The following is a 16,580-nucleotide window of genomic DNA, read 5'->3' on the forward strand; positions in this document are numbered from 1 at the left end:
TAAGCCGGAGTACAAAACGATATAGCACCGGAACAGGAAAGGAAAAATGAAAATGCAGTTATATCAGGGCAGACCGGCGGATATGACCGGGCGGCAGGATAAAGAAAAACGGGTATATGAATTATTGGACAGATTAGGTATTGCCTATGAGCGGGTTGACCATGAGGCGGCAGAAACGATGGAAGCCTGCGAAGAAATTGATAAATTTCTTGCACCGGCGGTTATCTGTAAAAATTTATTTTTATGTAACACACAGAAAACGAAATTTTATCTGCTGATGATCCGCGGTGATAAAAAATTTAAAACAAAAGAGATTTCATCACAGATTCACAGTGCAAGGCTTTCCTTTGCACCGGCTGAAAAAATGGAAGAATATTTAGATATTCTGCCGGGTTCGGTGAGTGTCCTCGGACTGATGAATGACAAAGAGCATCAGGTACAGCTTCTGGTCGATGAAGATGTGCTGAATGCAGAATATGTGGGGTGTCACCCATGTGTGAATACGTCCAGTCTGCGTTTAAAGACATCAGACATCTTTAATACCTTTTTAAAAGAAGTATCACACGACTATATCACGGTTGTCTTGTCAGAATAAATAATCATACAATTCATTGAAAATAAACTTTATTGTTTACATTTTTGTTCATATGATGTATAATTGTAATAAATATTGTACGTGCTTTCAAGAAAAATGATACAAAATGCACAAAATACAGTAAAAATCAAAAAAATAAGGAGGAACTTTCAATGAATCGTTTAAAAGGAAAAATTGCGGTGATTACAGGCGGTAATTCAGGTGTAGGTGCGGCAACGGCGAAGCTGTTTGCGGCAGAAGGAGCAACCGTTGTGATTACGGCACGCAGGGAAGCAGCATTAAAAGAAGTGGCAGATGAGATTACTGCGGCAGGTGGTGAAGTATATGCCGTTTCAACAGATATTTCCAAGCCGGAGGACCCTGAAATGTTGATGCAGAAGGTTATGGACAAGTACGGAAAGATAGATATTCTTGTCAACAATGCCGGTATTCTGGAGCAGGGATTAAAGCCAATTGATAAGTTCTTAGATGAAGATATGGACAGAATTATCGAAACCAATGAAAAAGGCACAATGCGCTGCATGAGAGCGGCATCTAAGAGAATGACGACGGGCGGCGCGATTGTCAATGTGGCATCGGTAGCCGGTGAAAAAGGCTGCGGCGGTGCGGCTTATGTAGCGTCTAAGGCGGCAGTTATCGGTCTGACAAAGCATACGGCACTGCGTTTCCAGAAAGACGGAATCCGTTGTAATGCCATTTGTCCGGGCAACATTATTACACCGATGACCATGGGAACAGATCCGAAGGCATTAGACCCGGATATGATTGGTGCAATGATGACACACAGCGATATTAAGGCACAGTCTTGTACGGCAGAAGATGTTGCAAATGTAGTTTTATTCTTTGCAAGTGATGAAGCCAGAGCCATTACAGGTCAGATTATCGTAACAGATTTCGGCGCAATGCTGTAAGCGGAAAACGTTAAATCAAAATATATCGGTACGAATATGTGAATAAAATATATTAGTAAAATACATAAAAATACCGGCAGTGAAAAGCTGATAAGAAAATCGGGCTTTGGACTGCCGGTTTTTTGATGTGAAATTTTCAGTCTTGTGTGGTGTAAACACTTTGCTTATATTATAATAAATTCAGACATTTAAAAATATGGAAAAGGAAATCAGCAGAGTAAACAATGAGTAAAGCATCCAATTACTATTATGAACAATTAAATAAAGAACAGCAGAAAGCGTATTATGCCATGAAAGAAGGGCTGTTAAACCAGCAGGACTCTTTTGCAGTGCCAATGCTTGATAAAAAGGAATTATCTGACATTTATTTTATGGTGCGTATGGACTGCCCGGAAATTTTTTATTCCGTGCGTTTTTCGTACCGGTATTATCCGGATTCTACGGCAGTTGAATTTATCCCGGAGTATTTATTTCAAAAAGACAAAATCAGGGAGCACCGTCAGGCAATGCAGGCGCGTGTCAAAAAGCTTGCAAGACAGGCGCAGGGACTGGATGAAAAGGGGAAAGAGCTGTTTATCCATGATTTTATCGTACAAAATGTGCGGTATGACAAATTAAAAAAAGAGTATTCCCACGAGATTATCGGGGCATTGGGAAATGGTGTTGCCGTCTGTGAGGGCATGGCAAAAGCCGTTAAAATCCTTTGTGATGAGCTTGGAATCTGGTGTATTATTGCGCTGTCGGAGGCCAATCACGAAAAGGGAATCAAGTACCGTCATGCGTGGAATGTTATTAAAATCGGTGGGCAGTATTATCATCTGGATGCAACGTTTGACAATACGCTCTCCAAAGACGATACAATCCGGTATGATTATGTGAATCTGTCGGACAAGCAGATTGCAAGGGACCATGAACCGGTCATCTGGAAGGTTCCTGCCTGCCCGGACGGCGACCATTTTTATTATAAGGAAAAGAAGCTGTCGTGGACAACAACGGATGAAGTCAGAAACCGGACGCGTCAGGCAGTGAAAAAGGGAAAAATTCTGTTATTTCACTGGCGGGGAGGGTATCTTACCAAAGAAGTGCTGCAGGAACTGCTTTCCATTTTCTCAGAAGAAGCAAAGGCAAAGGGAAAACAATCCTTTGTATCGGTCAACCGGGCGCAGGCGGTACTGAGGGTGCGTTTTCAGGAAGGTGCCGGTGAAGAACAGATTGAGATGGAAGAAGCCAATGAAAGCGAATTATAGGAAATACAGAATGACCGTATGCAGAATTAAAATAAAAGCATGAAAAAAAAACAGCAGAAATGGAGAAGGGTATGAGGACAGGTAAAAAACTGACAGCAGAAATTCTGTCAGGAAAATGGGATGAGGCATTAAAAAAGCTTTATATGGATAACCAAAAGATACAGCAGCAGAAAAAACGTTATGTAAAAGCAGTGGCATCTTATTGTGAAATTTTTGGCGAAATGCCGGTTGAAATCTATAGTGCACCGGGCAGAAGTGAAGTGGGCGGCAATCATACAGACCACCAGCATGGCAGAGTGCTTGCGGCATCTGTAAGTCTGGATGCCATTGCAGTTGCAGGCAGGGTGGATGAGCCGTTGGTGCGGATACAGTCAGAAGGATACAAGTTGTGTGAAATTCGGCTGGACGAACTGGATAAGAAAACGCGCGAGGAGGGAACAACTAAAGGATTGATCCGCGGCGTGCTTGCAGGCTTGAAACAGCAGGGATATAAAATGGGTGGATTTTGCGCATATATTACAAGTGATGTGCTTTCCGGTTCGGGGCTGTCTTCATCGGCAACATTTGAAACACTGATTGGCACGGTTGTATCGGGACTGTACAATCATGCGGAAATTCCGGCAGTAACCATTGCACAGACCGGCAGATATGCGGAAAATGTGTATTTTGGCAAGCCAAGCGGACTGATGGACCAGATGGCATGTGCCATCGGCGGCATGGTTTATATTGATTTTGAAAATGAAGAAAAACCGCAGATAGAAAAAATTGATGCGGATTTTGAAAAAGCAGGATTGACACTGTGTATTGTGGATACGAAAGGGTCGCATGCAGGACTGACACACGAATATGCACAGATTCCCGTAGAAATGAAGCAGATTGCAGCACATTTTGGAAAAAATGTACTGCGTGAGGTTGAAGAAAAAGATTTTTATGCGGCACTTCCGGTTTTGTGCAAAGAATCAGGCGACCGTGCAGTACTGCGCGCCATACATTTTTTTGCAGAAGATGAACGGGTTGTAAAGGAAGTTAATGCCCTTCGCGCCGGTGACTGGAACCGTTTTTTAAAACTGGTAAAAGAGTCGGGCGATTCGTCTTATAAATATCTGCAAAATGTATATGTCAGTCATGATACGGTCAGTGAGCCGGTTGCCATTGCGCTGGCAGTGAGTGAACGGACGCTTGCGGATAAGGGCGTATGCCGTGTGCATGGCGGCGGTTTTGCGGGAACGATACAGGCATTTGTAAAAGAAGCTGCGGTTTTGGATTATAAAAATGCAATGGAAGCCGTATTTGGAGCGGATTCGTGCCATGTTTTAAAAATACGCAGATATGGAGGAATCAGAGTCATTGGATAAAGATTGTTCGTTAAAGAAAAAGATATTTAACATTATTCAGATTGGTGATAAAAGTAACCGTATCAGCAGGGCATTTGATATATTTATAACAATTACGATTGTTTTAAATATTCTGGTGACATTTGCACAGACGTTTGATGAATTGTCACGGATAACAATGGGATTAAAAGCGATAGAATATGTGACACTGGGCATTTTCTGTGTGGAATATGTCCTGCGAATCTGGACGGCAGAGTACTTATATCCCAATATCGGCAGAAGACAGGCAAAACTTCGTTTTTTGATTTCATTTGATGGAGTGATTGATTTACTGACCATTGTACCTGTATTTTTCTTATCGGGATTTGTAATATTCAGAATGTTACGGGTGGCAAGAATTTTCCACCTGTTCCGGTTAAATGCAAAATATGACTCGTTTAATGTCATCACAACGGTTCTTTATGAAAAACGCAACCAGATTATTTCTTCGGTATTTATTGTACTGATACTTATGCTTGCCAGCAGTCTGTGTATGTATAGTGTTGAGCATGACACACAGCCGGACGTTTTTCGCAATGCGTTCAGCGGTGTCTGGTGGAGTATGTCCACACTTTTAACAGTCGGTTACGGCGACATTTATCCGGTAACGACACTGGGGCGTGTGATGGCAATCTGTATCGCGTATCTGGGAGTCGGTGCAGTTGCAATTCCAACCGGTATTATCAGTGCAGGTTTTGTAGAACAGTATCAGCGCAAAAGCAGTCTGTCCAATCTCAAAAACGCGGACATCAAGCAGATTGCTGAAATATTTGTAGACAAACGCTATGCAGGGAAATCAATTGAAGAAGTGGAAGAACAGGAGCAGCTGACCATTTTCTTGATTTTAAGAGAAGACTTATCAATCCTCCCGCAAAAAGATACGCTGTTAAAACAGGGCGATATCATCATAATCCGCGCTGAAGGGGAGAAAGAATAGAATACCCCCGTGATAAAGGGGGCAGCTCAACGTGTTACTTAACTTCGCTGTCCCCTTTATCACGGGGAAGTTATTCGTTCATACGGTCAGATATTTACTCTTTATAAAGCCTGGTGTGAAAAATCACACGGATGTGCTAATATAGCTATGAGGGCAGATGGGAAATGAGGATTAGTGGAACAACTCCTGTACCATTTCCGCATTATAGACAACCTGTGTCTGATGTTCGGCTTCAATCATGTAGAGCGCGTGGGCGGCGAGGTGTTCGGCAGCCTGCTCTAAATCACGGATACCGGTAGTATCTTTAAAAATATCAAGGACAGCATCCAGTCCGTCATCCAAAACAACACATTCATTTTCATGCAGACCGATACGTTTTAAAACCTTCGGGAGAGAATATTTCACAAAAATTGTCTTCTTTTCTTCCCTTGTGTAATCCGGAATATCAATAACGGCAAAACGGGATAACAGCGGCGCACTGATTTTTTCCTTGTCATTCGCGGTGGCAATCGGATAAACGCCGGAAGTCGGAATCAGACATTCCATATAGTTATCCGTAAATCCTAAGTTATCCAGCAGTGTCAGTAACACATCGGCAGGATTGCCGTTGCCGTTTCCGGCTGTTGCCTTGTCCAGCTCGTTAATGATAAAGACAAGATTATTTTCACCTGCCATATTGAAAGCTTCCATAATAATACCCGGCTTTGCGTTGGAATAAATTCTTGAACTTCCGGTCAGCTGTTCTGCATCGTTAATGGAACTCATATCGAGCGTTGTCCACGGCAGTTTTAAAATCTTGGCAACCAGATAGGCAATCTGGGATTTACCGGTTCCGGCAGGTCCGACCAGCAAAATGCCGTATGCCGGCAGGGTGTGTGTACGGTTAATCTGGATCACGGTTTCGATAATCCGCTGTTTTACACGTTCCATGCCAAATAATTCTTCATCAAGAATCCGGCGGGCTTCTACAGGGTCAATGGATTCAAAATAATTGCTTTTCCATTTAATATTTAACATAATGGATAAAGCACGCTGTGCGTGACGTTTTTCTTCCGGTGTAACCTCGTTGGAGCGTGCAACGACTAAGTTGCGGCGTGCCCACAGACGGATATTTTCAGGAAGCGTCTTACCGGCACAGTTTAAAAAGTCGGAAATGCTTGTGATGCTTGTCAGCTTCATATCATCTGCGGATTCATCTAAATCTTCATCGGAGGTTTCCTCGGCAATCGCATCACTTTCCAGCAGACGCTCAATCATAAACTGTAAAAATCCGTCTTCGGAAGAAAGCTTCTGACTGTTGCTGAAAGCCACTTCGCGGATTTTATATACGGCATAGCCGTCACTGCGGTTTTCACCGGTCAGCTTGACCTTAATGCGGTTTTCGCCAAGCCACTTAATCAGGCTTGTAAAACGGGAGTCAATCTGTAAAATATTGCTGAGTTCCACTCCGTCATCAAGCTGGAATTCAAAGGCGGTCTTTTTATATGGATTTGCAAAAATACCGGCAGAATCCTGTTCCCATGGGTGAGAAGAATTATCTAAAACCAGAATCGGATGCTCCGGTGTGGCTGTGGAGTGATTGGACTGAAAAGTTGTATAAGTACATTCAAAGGCGGAAACCGTATTGGATGTACTGGTTGAATCATATACAAGCATAGTATTTCTCCTGTTCATTTTATTTTATAGTAAGATGTATAAATGTTTAAATATGCACTCAAAACATCATAGCATACCTTGTTCAAATTTAAAAGAGCCGAAATCCCACACAAAATAAAATTACTTATTGACAAATGCGTATATGCACTGTATATATGTATATATACAGATGGCGGAAAAAGAGGAGGGAGCGGAGAAGATGATTCAGCTGGAAAACGTGTGTAAAAAGCTTGGAACCTTTGAACTCAAAGACATCAGCGTTAGTCTGCCTGCGGGCTATATCTGCGGAATTGCGGGCAGAAACGGTGCAGGAAAAACAACACTGTTACATCTGCTTTCGGGGCTGTACCGGCCGGACAGCGGAGCGGTGATGATATTTGACAGCAGGTACGATACACAGGAAAAGCAGATTCACGACAGCTTAGGCGTTGTTTTAAATGAAGATTTGATGATGAAACATCTCAACCTTGAGAAAAACGGGGACTATTTCGGGACATATTATTCCGGGTATCAAAAAGAACAGCTTTTATCATATTTAAAGCAATTTGGACTGGAAAAGAACAGAAAATTCGGAAAGCTGTCCAAAGGGGAAAAATTAAAATATCAGTTTGCATTTGCATTATCATGTAATCCGAAGCTGCTGATTTTAGATGAGCCGACAGCCAACTTTGATGTGGAATTCCGCAAAGATTTTTTGAAATTGTTACAGGAGTTTATCGCAGACGGACAGAAAAGTGTTGTACTGGCAACGCATTTAATGGAAGATATCGACCGCCTTGCAGATTACTTGATTTATCTGGAAGACGGCAGAAGCATTTTCGCAGGACAGATGGAAGATTTCCGGGAACAGTACCGTATTGTGTCGGGAGAAGCTTATAAAATCAAGCTGCTTGACCGGGAAGATATCATTGCCATGGAACAGAAAAAATACGGGGCAAAGGCGCTTGTCAGACATCACGGTTATCAGCATTATGACGCGGAGCTGACAGCGACAGCGCCGACCGTGGAAGAATTTATGTATTTTTTGAGTAAGGCAAAGACGGCGGAAAGGAGAAATTATGAAAAAGTTATTCACTGAATACTGGCAGGAATTTGATGTGCAGTATATAAAAAATATGTATGGAGCAGAGCTTCCGCTGCTTTATTTTGTCATTTACTGGAGCTGGAGTCTGGTTTTTGGAAATGCGGCAGGGACTGACACGACATCTGTCACGGGGAAAATAATACTGGCGGCAGCGGTTATTTTTCCGACGGTCTTTAGCTTTATTTCCTATACACTGCATCCGATAGCACTGTCAAAGCAGATGTATCTGTGTCCGCTGGGCAGTCAGGAGCGGCAAAAGCTGGTTATGGACAAATATCTTTTCCGGGTGGGGCTTCATATGACGGTCTGCATAGCAGGCACGGTTCTGGCAGCATTTATGGCGCGGGGCGCACTGTACTGGTATCTGCTTATTTTATGGAATGGTTTTATCATCAGCATTTTTATTCCGTCAGAGCAGGAAAAGACGGATAGCAGGACAAAGGAGCTGATTTATAAAAATATCATGATTCCTGTGGTGCTGATATTAAATGCCGTATATTTTGAAAATGCTTTAAATAAAGAAAATATACAGATTGTTTATGTTGTGTTGATTGCCGGGTTTATAGGACTGGTACAGTTACCGCTTTTTATATGGTATGCCGGACGGGTAAAAAGCCATATCCGGTCAGCAGTATTTTATAAAACCGGTATAGATGTCAGCGGCAGAGCTGTTTAGGGAGATTCACCATAAAAAGATGTTGGGGACAAAAGACCCCAACTATGAGCAAGCTCATGTGGGTTTAGACCTTTTGACCCTGATATCATAAATATATTGTAGTAGAAATGAGGCGCGTATGAAAATAACAATACTTCCGCAGGGGACACTGGCTATTTATGAGCAGATTGTCAATCAGCTCAAAAATGCAGTGGTAACAGGCGAACTAAAAGCAGGGGAAGCACTGCCGTCCATCCGGGCACTGGCGGCGGATTTGGGTGTCAGTGTCATTACAACCAAAAGAGCGTATGAGGAGCTGGAAAAAGAGGGGCTGGTGCGCTCGGTGGCAGGAAAGGGCTTTTATGTCTGTGAATATAATGCGGATTACTTAAAGGAAAAACAGCTGGTGCTGTTGGAAAAACGCTTAAATGAAGTGATAGAGGAAGCAAAACAGGCAGGGCTTGCCAAAGAAGATTTTGTGGAAATGGTGCAGGCATTATACGAACAGTAGATTACAGATTAGAAAATGTCTGTGCAGTGGGGGCAGGCGGCATCAGGTATCTGCGGTTTATTAGATTGTGGCGAATACAAAAAAAGAGGAGGAAAAGAGCTTGGAAAAAGAAATATTGCGGTTTGAACAGGTGACGGGAAGGGGCAGGAAATTCCCGATTCAAAATGTGGATTTTGCGATGAAGTCCGGTTACATTTACGGATTAACGGGCAGAAACGGTGCCGGAAAGTCAACGCTTATCAAGACAATTCTGCATGAGCAGTCCCGGTATAAAGGTGCAATTTACGTGGATGGAATCCCGGTAAAGGAAAATTATGCAGCGGCATGCCGGAAAATCGGATATGTATCCGAGGACAACGTATTTTTTGAAAAATGTACGGCAATGCAAAATGCAGAAGCGTTGGGCGTTTTTTATGATGATTTCCGGATAGAACGGTTTTGCAAGCAGATGCAGGCATTTGACGTGCCGGTTTCAAAGCAGTACGGAGCAATGTCAAGAGGTGAAAAGTTAAAATGCCAGCTGGCATTTGCCATTGCCCATCAGCCGGTTTTATATCTGATTGATGAGGCAACGGCAGGAATGGACGCAGTATTCCGGCTTCAGTTTTTTGATTGTATGCGCAGGCTGGTGGAGGACGAAAGCTGCGGCGTACTGCTGACAAGCCACATTACTTCGGAGCTTGAAAGAAATACGGATTACAGTGCGGTGATGGAAAACGGACGGTTTAGCGGGTGGACAGAGAGCATTGACGGGATTTTACGGCAGGATGACCGGGAACAGGAGGCGTTATGTATCGAATAACAGACGACAGACAACAGCAGTGTTTGGAAAAATTTTTTGCGAAAGAAAAAACATGGTATCCCGATTATTTCGGGTGCAAATTTGCGGCATATATGATGTTTTTTTGTGGCATTATCGGCTGGCTGTTTCCTTATCAGGCAGAGTGGGTGTCCATTCATGAAAGCATAAAGACGTATGGGATTTATACAATGATATATTTGCTGGGTTTTAGTTTTTACAGCCAGATGTTTACATCGTATAAAGGCAGTAAAAGAAACAGAAATCTCGGTGAAATACTGCAGAATTTACCGGTTTCGTCAGTACAGACAGCGATTTTTAAAGCGAAAAAGACATTAAAAATCTGTGGCAGAATCGCGGTGATTGCGGCAGCCGGACAGACATTTTTTGCGATTGTGGCATTACATACTTTTTCAATAGGAAATATATTGATTCCGCTTGCGGTATTATACGTTCTTCCGGCAGGAATCTGTGCCGTGGAAATTGCGGTTGAATTATGGAAAGGGCAGACACCGGTCAGATTAAAAAAGGCTGACCGGTGATAAAAATAAGTGCTGCCCCGCACATTTATTTACAAGTTATGCGGCTTCCTTTGGTGCTTTATTGACAATATAAATGCCGATACATACAAGAACCAGTGCGGCAATGCTGCTAAAGCCCAAAGAATCTTTTTCGCCAAGCAGCACAGCGGATAAAAGCACGCCGATAACCGGATTCATAAAGCCGAACACAGCAACTTTTGAAATCGGATTGTATTTTAACAGCAGACCCCATAAAGAGTAGGCCACTGCCGAGATAACGCCAAGGTAAAAAAGCATGGCAAACGCAGGCAGGGTAAATCCGGAGAGGTGTCCACCCATAAAGAAGCCGCACACAGCCATGACAATGCCGCCTAAAATAAACTGATAACCGCTTAACATTACAGGATTGTCCTGAACGGAAAAACGTTTCATAAATACCGATGAAAAAGCGTAGGCAACGGTTGACAAAAGAATTGCACCGTCCCCGTTTACGGTAAAATGCAGGTCCATCCCGTTTCCGGCGACGTTGACAAGTACCACGCCGGCAAAACCGACAAGACAGCCAAGCATTTTCCGTGCTGTAACCTTTTCCTGATGAAATAAAAATCCGGCAACGAAAATGGCGACAAACGTGCTGACGGCTTCAATAATCGAAGCCTTAACACCCGTTGTGTGTGCCAGTCCGATATAGAAAAACAGGTATTGTAAAATGGTCTGTAACAGGCTCAGTTCCAGAATATGCGGCAGAGAGGCTTTTGTCGGAAGCAGAAACTGCCGCTGTGTCAGACTGCCAAGAACAACTGCGAGGATTCCGGCAAGCGTAAAGCGGCAGCCCGCATATAAAATCTGGCTTGCCGTATCGGAAGATGCAATGTGCATCATATTGTAGCCGATTTTAATACAGGGAAATGCACTGCCCCATAAGGCACAGCAGATTAATGCGCCAAACAGCACGACTACAGGGTTACTAAGAAAATTTTTTTGTGTATTCATGAGTTTCTCCTAAATATAACTTCACTTTTTGCACAGGATATTGTAGCATAAAAGGATGGATTCGTGGGAAAAACTTCCGGATAAATAAGAGAATATAAATAAAAGATAATACAAGATAAATAAAGCGGAATCAAACAGACATAAAAGAGAGGAACTAAAAGGAGAACGAAAAAATATGAAAATGACAACACTGTGTTATATCGAAAAAGACGGACAGTATTTGATGCTGCATCGCACCAAGAAGAAAAAAGACATCAATAAAGATAAATGGATTGGTGTCGGCGGTCATGCGGAAGGCGCAGAAAGTCCGGAAGACTGCCTGTTAAGAGAAGTAAAAGAAGAAACAGGGCTGACACTGACACGCTTTCGTTTCCGCGGGTTGATTACCTTTGTAAGTGATGCGTGTGAACCGGAGCAGATGTGTCTGTTTACGGCAGACGGCTTTGAAGGTGAAATCTGTCCGTGTGACGAGGGCGAACTTGCGTGGATTGATAAGAAAGAGATTTTAAAGCTGCCGACATGGGAGGGCGATGCCGTCTTTTTAAAGCTGCTCTTAGAAGGCGAACAGCGGTTCTTTACCTTAAAACTGGTCTATGAGGGCGAAAAACTTGTAGAAAAGCAGCTTCGTTTTTATAATTAGTTTATAAAATGATAATTTGACACTGAAAAAGAGCGGGTGCTATAATTTTTCCTCGATATTTAAAAACCGGCGGGAAATGCCGGATAAAAAAATCGGATAAGGGAGAATTTATGACATTTTATCAGGAATTACAATTAAATCAGGCAGGTTCAAAGGCACTGATTAAAGCATCAAAGAGTAAAAAAGAAAAGCATCGGCATATTGCCGTATATCTGTTTAAAATCCTATTGACCGTGGCGTTCTGCACCGCATTTGTAATGGCATTCGGCGCAGTTTTCGGAGAAGATAACAATATCGTAGGTGTTGTTATGCTTTTGTGCGTATTGTCGTTTAGGTATGCGGATTTAGGAATTAAAAATAAGGATGCCATGTGGGCATTTGCAGTGATTTTTGCCATTCTGGCAGCAGGACCGCGGCTTGCCAACGCCTGCGGACTTGTGGCGGAGTGTATGATACATATTGTCTGCATTATGGCGATTATGATTCTTAGCTGTCATAATGTTTTAATGTTTAATCATGCGACACTGGTACTCGGCTATCTTTTGTTATACGGATATGATGTGACCGGTGAAGCTTATTTATACCGTCTTGTGGCGATTGCGGCAGGCGCGGCTCTGACAATGGCGGTTTATTACCGCAATCACAGAAAGCGGACATTTAAAAGAACGTTTAAAGACTTATTTAAAGAAGTGGATTTTCAGTCGTCAAGAACACAGTGGCAGCTGCGCCTTGCACTTGCGATTGCAACAGCACTGCTTCTTGCGGGAATCCTTCATCTGCCGCGCCGTATGTGGGCAGGCATTGCAGTGATGTCAGTAACACTGCCGTTCCCGGAAGAAATCAAGGGACGTGTAGGGGGAAGAATCCCCGGCAATATCATCGGCGGACTGGTATTTATATTAATTTACTGTTTTGTTCCGAAGTCCCTTCATTCATATATCGGGATATTTGGTGGAATCGGTGTGGGACTGTCAGCCACCTACGGCTGGCAGGCGGTGTTTAATTCACTTGGAGCGATGGCTATTGCAGTCAGCTTCTTAGGACTTCCGGGCGCAGTATTTTACCGTGTTTTTCACAACGCGTTCGGTGCGTTGTACGGAATGTTTTTTGAGAAAATTTACAGCAGATGTATAAAAGCTTAATAAGGACAACAGACGAGACTGCCGTGCGATGCCATTCGCATGGCAGTTTTTTTTTGTAATAGGAAAATCCGATAGAATTCCCTATTACAAAAAAGGCACTACGTGCCGATGATGCGCACTCGCGCAAAGATGTAGTTTGTCGCAAACGACCGCGCTCGGCGCGAGAATGTGCTTTGCACATTCTTTTTTGCACAGACAGCTGCAAATCAGTCCAAATTTTGTTGACAAAAGTATTATCTGTATTATAATGTATAATACAAATAATACAAAACGCATCGGAAAGGAGTGAAACTGGAAGATGGTTATAGAACTGGATATGGAAAGTGAAGTGCCGATATATGTGCAGCTTCGCAATCAGATAGTGAAAGGAATCGGAAAAGGAGAATTAAAAGCGCAGGAAAAACTTCCGACAGTCCGCCAGCTGGCAGCAGAAGCGGGCGTTAATACAATGACCGTGAATAAAGCTTATCAGATATTAAAGGCGGAAGGCTATATTAAGATTGACAGACGGCACGGCGCGGTAGTGGCAGATTTTGTTGATATGGATTTGCAGTTCAGGGAAAAGTTAGAAGCGGAATTAGAGCTTTTGTCGGCGGAAGCCAGCATTACGGGAATGGAAAAGGCAGAGTTTTTAAAGCTGTGCGACGGGATTTATTCTAAGATGAAGGTGTGCAGACAATCTTAAAATCAAAGATTTTCGCACAACGTTTTGTGACGTCTGCGGATAGGAGGAAGTATGGGAATTTTTATGTTTATAACATTTGCGTCGGCAAATTTAATTACAATCGGTGCGATGTGGTATGGATTGATGAGCCAGTACCGGTATAATAACGGAATGGTTCTGGGGGTGCATATTCCACCGGAACACGCAGAAGAACCGGGGGTGACAGAACAGGTCACGAATGCCAGAAGAAAAATGAAGCGGTTTCATATCATTAATCTGATTTTAATCATGGCACTCAGCATACTGTGCTTTTTTAATACAGCACTTTATGTTGTCATCTGGATTGTGTGGATTTTTGCATACATAGGAGCGGCGATTTACTTCAATGCCGCAATGCACCGGAAATTGTATGATTACAAGGTGGCGCAGGGCTGGCTTGTAGAAGGGCAGAAAAAGAAGGTCTACATCGACACGGCGGTACTGACAATGACAGAAAAAAGCGCAGTGCCGTACAGGTATCACGCAGTCGTTATTTTAATAGAAATCCTGTGCGTACTGCCGTTTCTGTGTGGAAAACGTCCGGTTTTTTGGGAATAAATGGGGATATTCTGTATCTGTGCCGTGGCGGTATCGGTAACGGCGTGGATAGTGCATGTTTTTATCAACCGCAGACAGCATACGGTTTACAGTCAGGATACGCAGAAAAACCAGCAGGTCAATTACCTGATAAAAAAATATACCGGGGAAGCACTTCTTGCCATGAGCAGCTGTAATGCGGCGGCATGGGTGATGATTGCCGTACAGGCACTTATTTTTAACAGTCTGAACGCGGTTGTGTTTTACAGCTATGTCGTACTGGAAAGCCTGTCAGGCGTGGCATTTCTGGTGCTGATTTTCCGGATGTATAAAAAGAAAAATGCCATTTTAAATGCAGATGACACACCGGTTTATGTTGATGATGACGAATACTGGAAAACAGGATTTTATTACAATCCCAATAACAGACATATGCTTGTGGCGGACCGGATGCAGTCGGGAAATTATTCCTTTAATTATGCAACGGCAGGGGCAAAAATATGGACGGGCATTTTAACCTTTGTTGTTGCAGGAACTATCATATTTACGGTTGCGGCAATGCTTCCGCTGATTGATGTCAAAGTGGATTTTACCATGGATAATAACAGGGTAACGGTTGAGGGCGGCGGTTATAAAATCACATTTGATAAAGAATCCATTCAGAGGGCAGAGCTGCTGGATACAATGCCGCGCGATAATTTTACGAAAACCAACGGCGGCGCAACAGAAACCTATGCGGTAGGGCATTTTAAAGGGAATACTTACGGAAAATGTATGCTTTTTATATATAAAGGAAATGCGCCGTACATTCTGATTCAGACGGACACACAGACGATGTTTTTTAATGCAAAAGACAGCAGTATGACAAAGCAGTGGTATGAGCAGCTGTGTGAGTAGAACACACTATTATCCAAATAATCAAATAAATTTCAATTTTTGTAAGATTTCCATATGTTTTTATGTTTTGCACAGAAATTGCAGGTTTGTGTCGAAAGATTCTGCAATTTTTACACGATATTTATTTTTCATTCACACAGGATTGTGGTATACTAAAGTAAAAAACAAAACGGGAAAGGTAAGAAATGGCAAAGAAAAATAAAATAAAGAACTGGGTCATTCCGGGTGTAGTCGGAGGCGTGGTCATTATCCTGACAGTTGCTTCCATCGTTTCCGGTTCTATACAGCAAAAAAAGGAAAAGGAAAGCAATGCGGCGAGTGTCAGCGTAGACCGGATTAAGTTAAAAGATGATTCGGCGCAGGCACAGCAGATGAGCAATACAGAAACAGAAGTAGAGATTGAATTTGAAGACTGTGCCGTTCCGGTAGGCACGCAGTTAAAGATGACAGCACTGGTTGTTCCCGAAAATACGGACCAGGCACTCATCTGGAGCAGTTCGGATTCGTCTGTGGCAGAGATTGATAAAGACGGAATTCTCACAGTGAAGGCAGTGGGAACAACCGTTGTAACAGCAACTGTCGGAACCGTTTCCGATTCAGTTGTCATTGAAGGAATTGAAAATGTCGCACAGGGTTCAAAAAATAACCTTCCGGTTTACACCGGTACAACCCTTGCAAAAAATAGTGCATCCGGAAGCGGCAGTGCATCGGGCAGTACGTCATCCGGTGGAACATCCGCAGGAAGCGGCTCTGACAGCGGCAGTACAGGTACAGGCGTCGGACAGGCAGGCGGTTCATGGACAGGCTCAGGCAGTTCGGGAAGCGGTTCATACGACGGTGGTTCCGGTGATTCGGATTCGGATGGCGGAGATGATTCAGGCAGTACGGACAGCGGTTCGGGAAGCTCCGGTGGTTCTTCAAACGGTGGATCCGGCACGACGGGCGGTTCTTCCGGCAGTAATTCCGGCAATAACGACGGTTCATCCACAAACGGCGGGAATTCCTCAAACAACAGTAATAGCGGCAGTAACACCGGAAATGGTGACAACAGCGGCAGCATTTCAGACGGACTTTCAGGAATCGGATTTACACAGCGTTATTCCAATGTTTATGTATGCGAAGAAAATGATACATATTATGGAGAAATCATTACACAGCCGAATGTAACCATTATCTATATCAAGCAGAGAAGCGGCACATTTGACAGCAGGATTCAGACGGTGCTTGCCAGACTGCTTCCGGACGAGTACGGACAGGTGTGGAGCAATTATCTTTCTGCCAACACAGACAGAACTTTTACGGCAGAAGGCAGACGGGTACGAATTGTTGTAGCCCCGAATGGCGGTCACTCGCAAATAGTAATATACAATTAGACAAAA

General features: G+C 43.3%; 18 protein-coding genes. 16 read left to right on the top strand and 2 right to left on the bottom strand.

Annotation, left to right across the window (positions count from 1 at the left end):
• Positions 1-52 precede the first annotated feature (52 nt).
• The 5 genes from LI288_RS12200 to LI288_RS12220 all read left to right on the top strand — a co-directional run bounded on the left by LI288_RS12200 (position 53) and on the right by LI288_RS12220 (position 5,063).
• The gene (locus LI288_RS12200; RefSeq protein ID WP_227090825.1) at positions 53-595 is read left to right on the top strand and encodes a prolyl-tRNA synthetase associated domain-containing protein; all 543 of its coding nucleotides are present in this window, start codon (positions 53-55) and stop codon (positions 593-595) included.
• Positions 596-747: 152 nt separating this feature from the next.
• Positions 748-1,506: an SDR family NAD(P)-dependent oxidoreductase gene (locus tag LI288_RS12205; RefSeq protein ID WP_227090623.1), complete on the top strand. Its 759-nt coding sequence runs from the start codon at positions 748-750 to the stop codon at positions 1,504-1,506.
• A 224-nt stretch (positions 1,507-1,730) separates the two neighbouring features.
• A complete protein-coding gene (locus LI288_RS12210) occupies positions 1,731-2,753 on the top strand; it encodes a transglutaminase domain-containing protein (protein WP_227090625.1) in 1,023 nt (340 codons plus the stop codon).
• 71 nt (positions 2,754-2,824) lie between these two features.
• A complete protein-coding gene (locus tag LI288_RS12215; RefSeq protein ID WP_227090627.1) occupies positions 2,825-4,108 on the top strand; it encodes a galactokinase in 1,284 nt (427 codons plus the stop codon).
• Entirely contained in the window at positions 4,101-5,063 is a 963-nt protein-coding gene (locus LI288_RS12220) for an ion transporter (RefSeq protein WP_022431137.1), read from the top strand. The genes LI288_RS12215 and LI288_RS12220 overlap by 8 nt, the downstream gene beginning before the upstream one ends.
• 171 nt (positions 5,064-5,234) lie before the next feature.
• On the opposite strand, the gene LI288_RS12225 is transcribed toward LI288_RS12220, so the two are convergent.
• Positions 5,235-6,719, bottom strand: coding sequence for an AAA family ATPase (locus LI288_RS12225; RefSeq protein ID WP_227090630.1), 1,485 nt, complete (start codon positions 6,717-6,719; stop codon positions 5,235-5,237).
• A 199-nt stretch (positions 6,720-6,918) separates the two neighbouring features.
• Between LI288_RS12225 and LI288_RS12230 the strand changes: the two genes are divergently transcribed.
• The 5 genes from LI288_RS12230 (at position 6,919) to LI288_RS12250 (ending at position 10,310) form a co-directional block, all read left to right on the top strand.
• The gene (locus LI288_RS12230; RefSeq protein ID WP_227090631.1) at positions 6,919-7,797 is read left to right on the top strand and encodes an ABC transporter ATP-binding protein; all 879 of its coding nucleotides are present in this window, start codon (positions 6,919-6,921) and stop codon (positions 7,795-7,797) included.
• Complete coding sequence (locus LI288_RS12235) at positions 7,778-8,479, top strand: hypothetical protein (protein WP_227090633.1); 702 nt, start codon at positions 7,778-7,780, stop codon at positions 8,477-8,479. The genes LI288_RS12230 and LI288_RS12235 overlap by 20 nt, the downstream gene beginning before the upstream one ends.
• 118 nt (positions 8,480-8,597) lie before the next feature.
• On the top strand, positions 8,598-8,969 hold the full coding sequence (locus LI288_RS12240) for a GntR family transcriptional regulator (RefSeq protein ID WP_022431142.1): 372 nt from the start codon (positions 8,598-8,600) through the stop codon (positions 8,967-8,969).
• Positions 8,970-9,069: 100 nt separating this feature from the next.
• A complete protein-coding gene (locus LI288_RS12245) occupies positions 9,070-9,771 on the top strand; it encodes an ATP-binding cassette domain-containing protein (RefSeq protein WP_227090635.1) in 702 nt (233 codons plus the stop codon).
• Complete coding sequence (locus LI288_RS12250) at positions 9,759-10,310, top strand: hypothetical protein (protein WP_227090637.1); 552 nt, start codon at positions 9,759-9,761, stop codon at positions 10,308-10,310. The genes LI288_RS12245 and LI288_RS12250 overlap by 13 nt, the downstream gene beginning before the upstream one ends.
• 36 nt (positions 10,311-10,346) lie before the next feature.
• Here LI288_RS12250 and LI288_RS12255 read toward each other — a convergent pair whose 3' ends face one another.
• On the bottom strand, positions 10,347-11,282 hold the full coding sequence (locus tag LI288_RS12255) for a DMT family transporter (RefSeq protein WP_227090639.1): 936 nt from the start codon (positions 11,280-11,282) through the stop codon (positions 10,347-10,349).
• Positions 11,283-11,457: 175 nt separating this feature from the next.
• Here LI288_RS12255 and LI288_RS12260 point away from each other — a divergent pair, with 175 nt between their 5' ends.
• The 6 genes from LI288_RS12260 (at position 11,458) to LI288_RS12285 (ending at position 16,574) form a co-directional block, all read left to right on the top strand.
• Positions 11,458-11,922: an NUDIX hydrolase gene (locus tag LI288_RS12260; protein WP_227090640.1), complete on the top strand. Its 465-nt coding sequence runs from the start codon at positions 11,458-11,460 to the stop codon at positions 11,920-11,922.
• A gap of 110 nt (positions 11,923-12,032) precedes the next feature.
• Entirely contained in the window at positions 12,033-13,064 is a 1,032-nt protein-coding gene (locus LI288_RS12265; protein ID WP_227090641.1) for an FUSC family protein, read from the top strand.
• 298 nt (positions 13,065-13,362) lie between these two features.
• Positions 13,363-13,749, top strand: a complete 387-nt coding sequence (locus LI288_RS12270) for a GntR family transcriptional regulator (protein WP_227090643.1) — start codon at positions 13,363-13,365, stop codon at positions 13,747-13,749.
• A 51-nt stretch (positions 13,750-13,800) separates the two neighbouring features.
• Positions 13,801-14,325, top strand: a complete 525-nt coding sequence (locus tag LI288_RS12275; RefSeq protein ID WP_227090645.1) for a hypothetical protein — start codon at positions 13,801-13,803, stop codon at positions 14,323-14,325.
• A complete protein-coding gene (locus tag LI288_RS12280) occupies positions 14,326-15,201 on the top strand; it encodes a hypothetical protein (RefSeq protein WP_227090647.1) in 876 nt (291 codons plus the stop codon).
• 185 nt (positions 15,202-15,386) lie between these two features.
• Entirely contained in the window at positions 15,387-16,574 is a 1,188-nt protein-coding gene (locus tag LI288_RS12285) for an Ig-like domain-containing protein (protein WP_227090649.1), read from the top strand.
• Positions 16,575-16,580 lie beyond the last annotated feature (6 nt).

The sequence above is a fragment of the Lachnospira pectinoschiza genome, from assembly GCF_020564355.1.
GTDB lineage: Bacteria > Bacillota > Clostridia > Lachnospirales > Lachnospiraceae > Lachnospira > Lachnospira intestinalis.

What these genes read in the sequence shown, in the direction of transcription:
- LI288_RS12255 (WP_227090639.1), bottom strand. Translation starts at nt 11,282, where the DNA reads ATGAATACACAAAAAAATTTTCTTAGTAACCCTGTAGTCGTGCTGTTT.
- LI288_RS12225 (WP_227090630.1), bottom strand. Translation starts at nt 6,719, where the DNA reads ATGCTTGTATATGATTCAACCAGTACATCCAATACGGTTTCCGCCTTT.
- LI288_RS12200 (WP_227090825.1), top strand. Translation starts at nt 53, where the DNA reads ATGCAGTTATATCAGGGCAGACCGGCGGATATGACCGGGCGGCAGGAT.
- LI288_RS12260 (WP_227090640.1), top strand. Translation starts at nt 11,458, where the DNA reads ATGAAAATGACAACACTGTGTTATATCGAAAAAGACGGACAGTATTTG.
- LI288_RS12205 (WP_227090623.1), top strand. Translation starts at nt 748, where the DNA reads ATGAATCGTTTAAAAGGAAAAATTGCGGTGATTACAGGCGGTAATTCA.
- LI288_RS12265 (WP_227090641.1), top strand. Translation starts at nt 12,033, where the DNA reads ATGACATTTTATCAGGAATTACAATTAAATCAGGCAGGTTCAAAGGCA.
- LI288_RS12240 (WP_022431142.1), top strand. Translation starts at nt 8,598, where the DNA reads ATGAAAATAACAATACTTCCGCAGGGGACACTGGCTATTTATGAGCAG.
- LI288_RS12280 (WP_227090647.1), top strand. Translation starts at nt 14,326, where the DNA reads ATGGGGATATTCTGTATCTGTGCCGTGGCGGTATCGGTAACGGCGTGG.
- LI288_RS12270 (WP_227090643.1), top strand. Translation starts at nt 13,363, where the DNA reads ATGGTTATAGAACTGGATATGGAAAGTGAAGTGCCGATATATGTGCAG.
- LI288_RS12250 (WP_227090637.1), top strand. Translation starts at nt 9,759, where the DNA reads ATGTATCGAATAACAGACGACAGACAACAGCAGTGTTTGGAAAAATTT.
- LI288_RS12235 (WP_227090633.1), top strand. Translation starts at nt 7,778, where the DNA reads ATGAAAAAGTTATTCACTGAATACTGGCAGGAATTTGATGTGCAGTAT.
- LI288_RS12215 (WP_227090627.1), top strand. Translation starts at nt 2,825, where the DNA reads ATGAGGACAGGTAAAAAACTGACAGCAGAAATTCTGTCAGGAAAATGG.
- LI288_RS12210 (WP_227090625.1), top strand. Translation starts at nt 1,731, where the DNA reads ATGAGTAAAGCATCCAATTACTATTATGAACAATTAAATAAAGAACAG.
- LI288_RS12230 (WP_227090631.1), top strand. Translation starts at nt 6,919, where the DNA reads ATGATTCAGCTGGAAAACGTGTGTAAAAAGCTTGGAACCTTTGAACTC.
- LI288_RS12285 (WP_227090649.1), top strand. Translation starts at nt 15,387, where the DNA reads ATGGCAAAGAAAAATAAAATAAAGAACTGGGTCATTCCGGGTGTAGTC.
- LI288_RS12275 (WP_227090645.1), top strand. Translation starts at nt 13,801, where the DNA reads ATGGGAATTTTTATGTTTATAACATTTGCGTCGGCAAATTTAATTACA.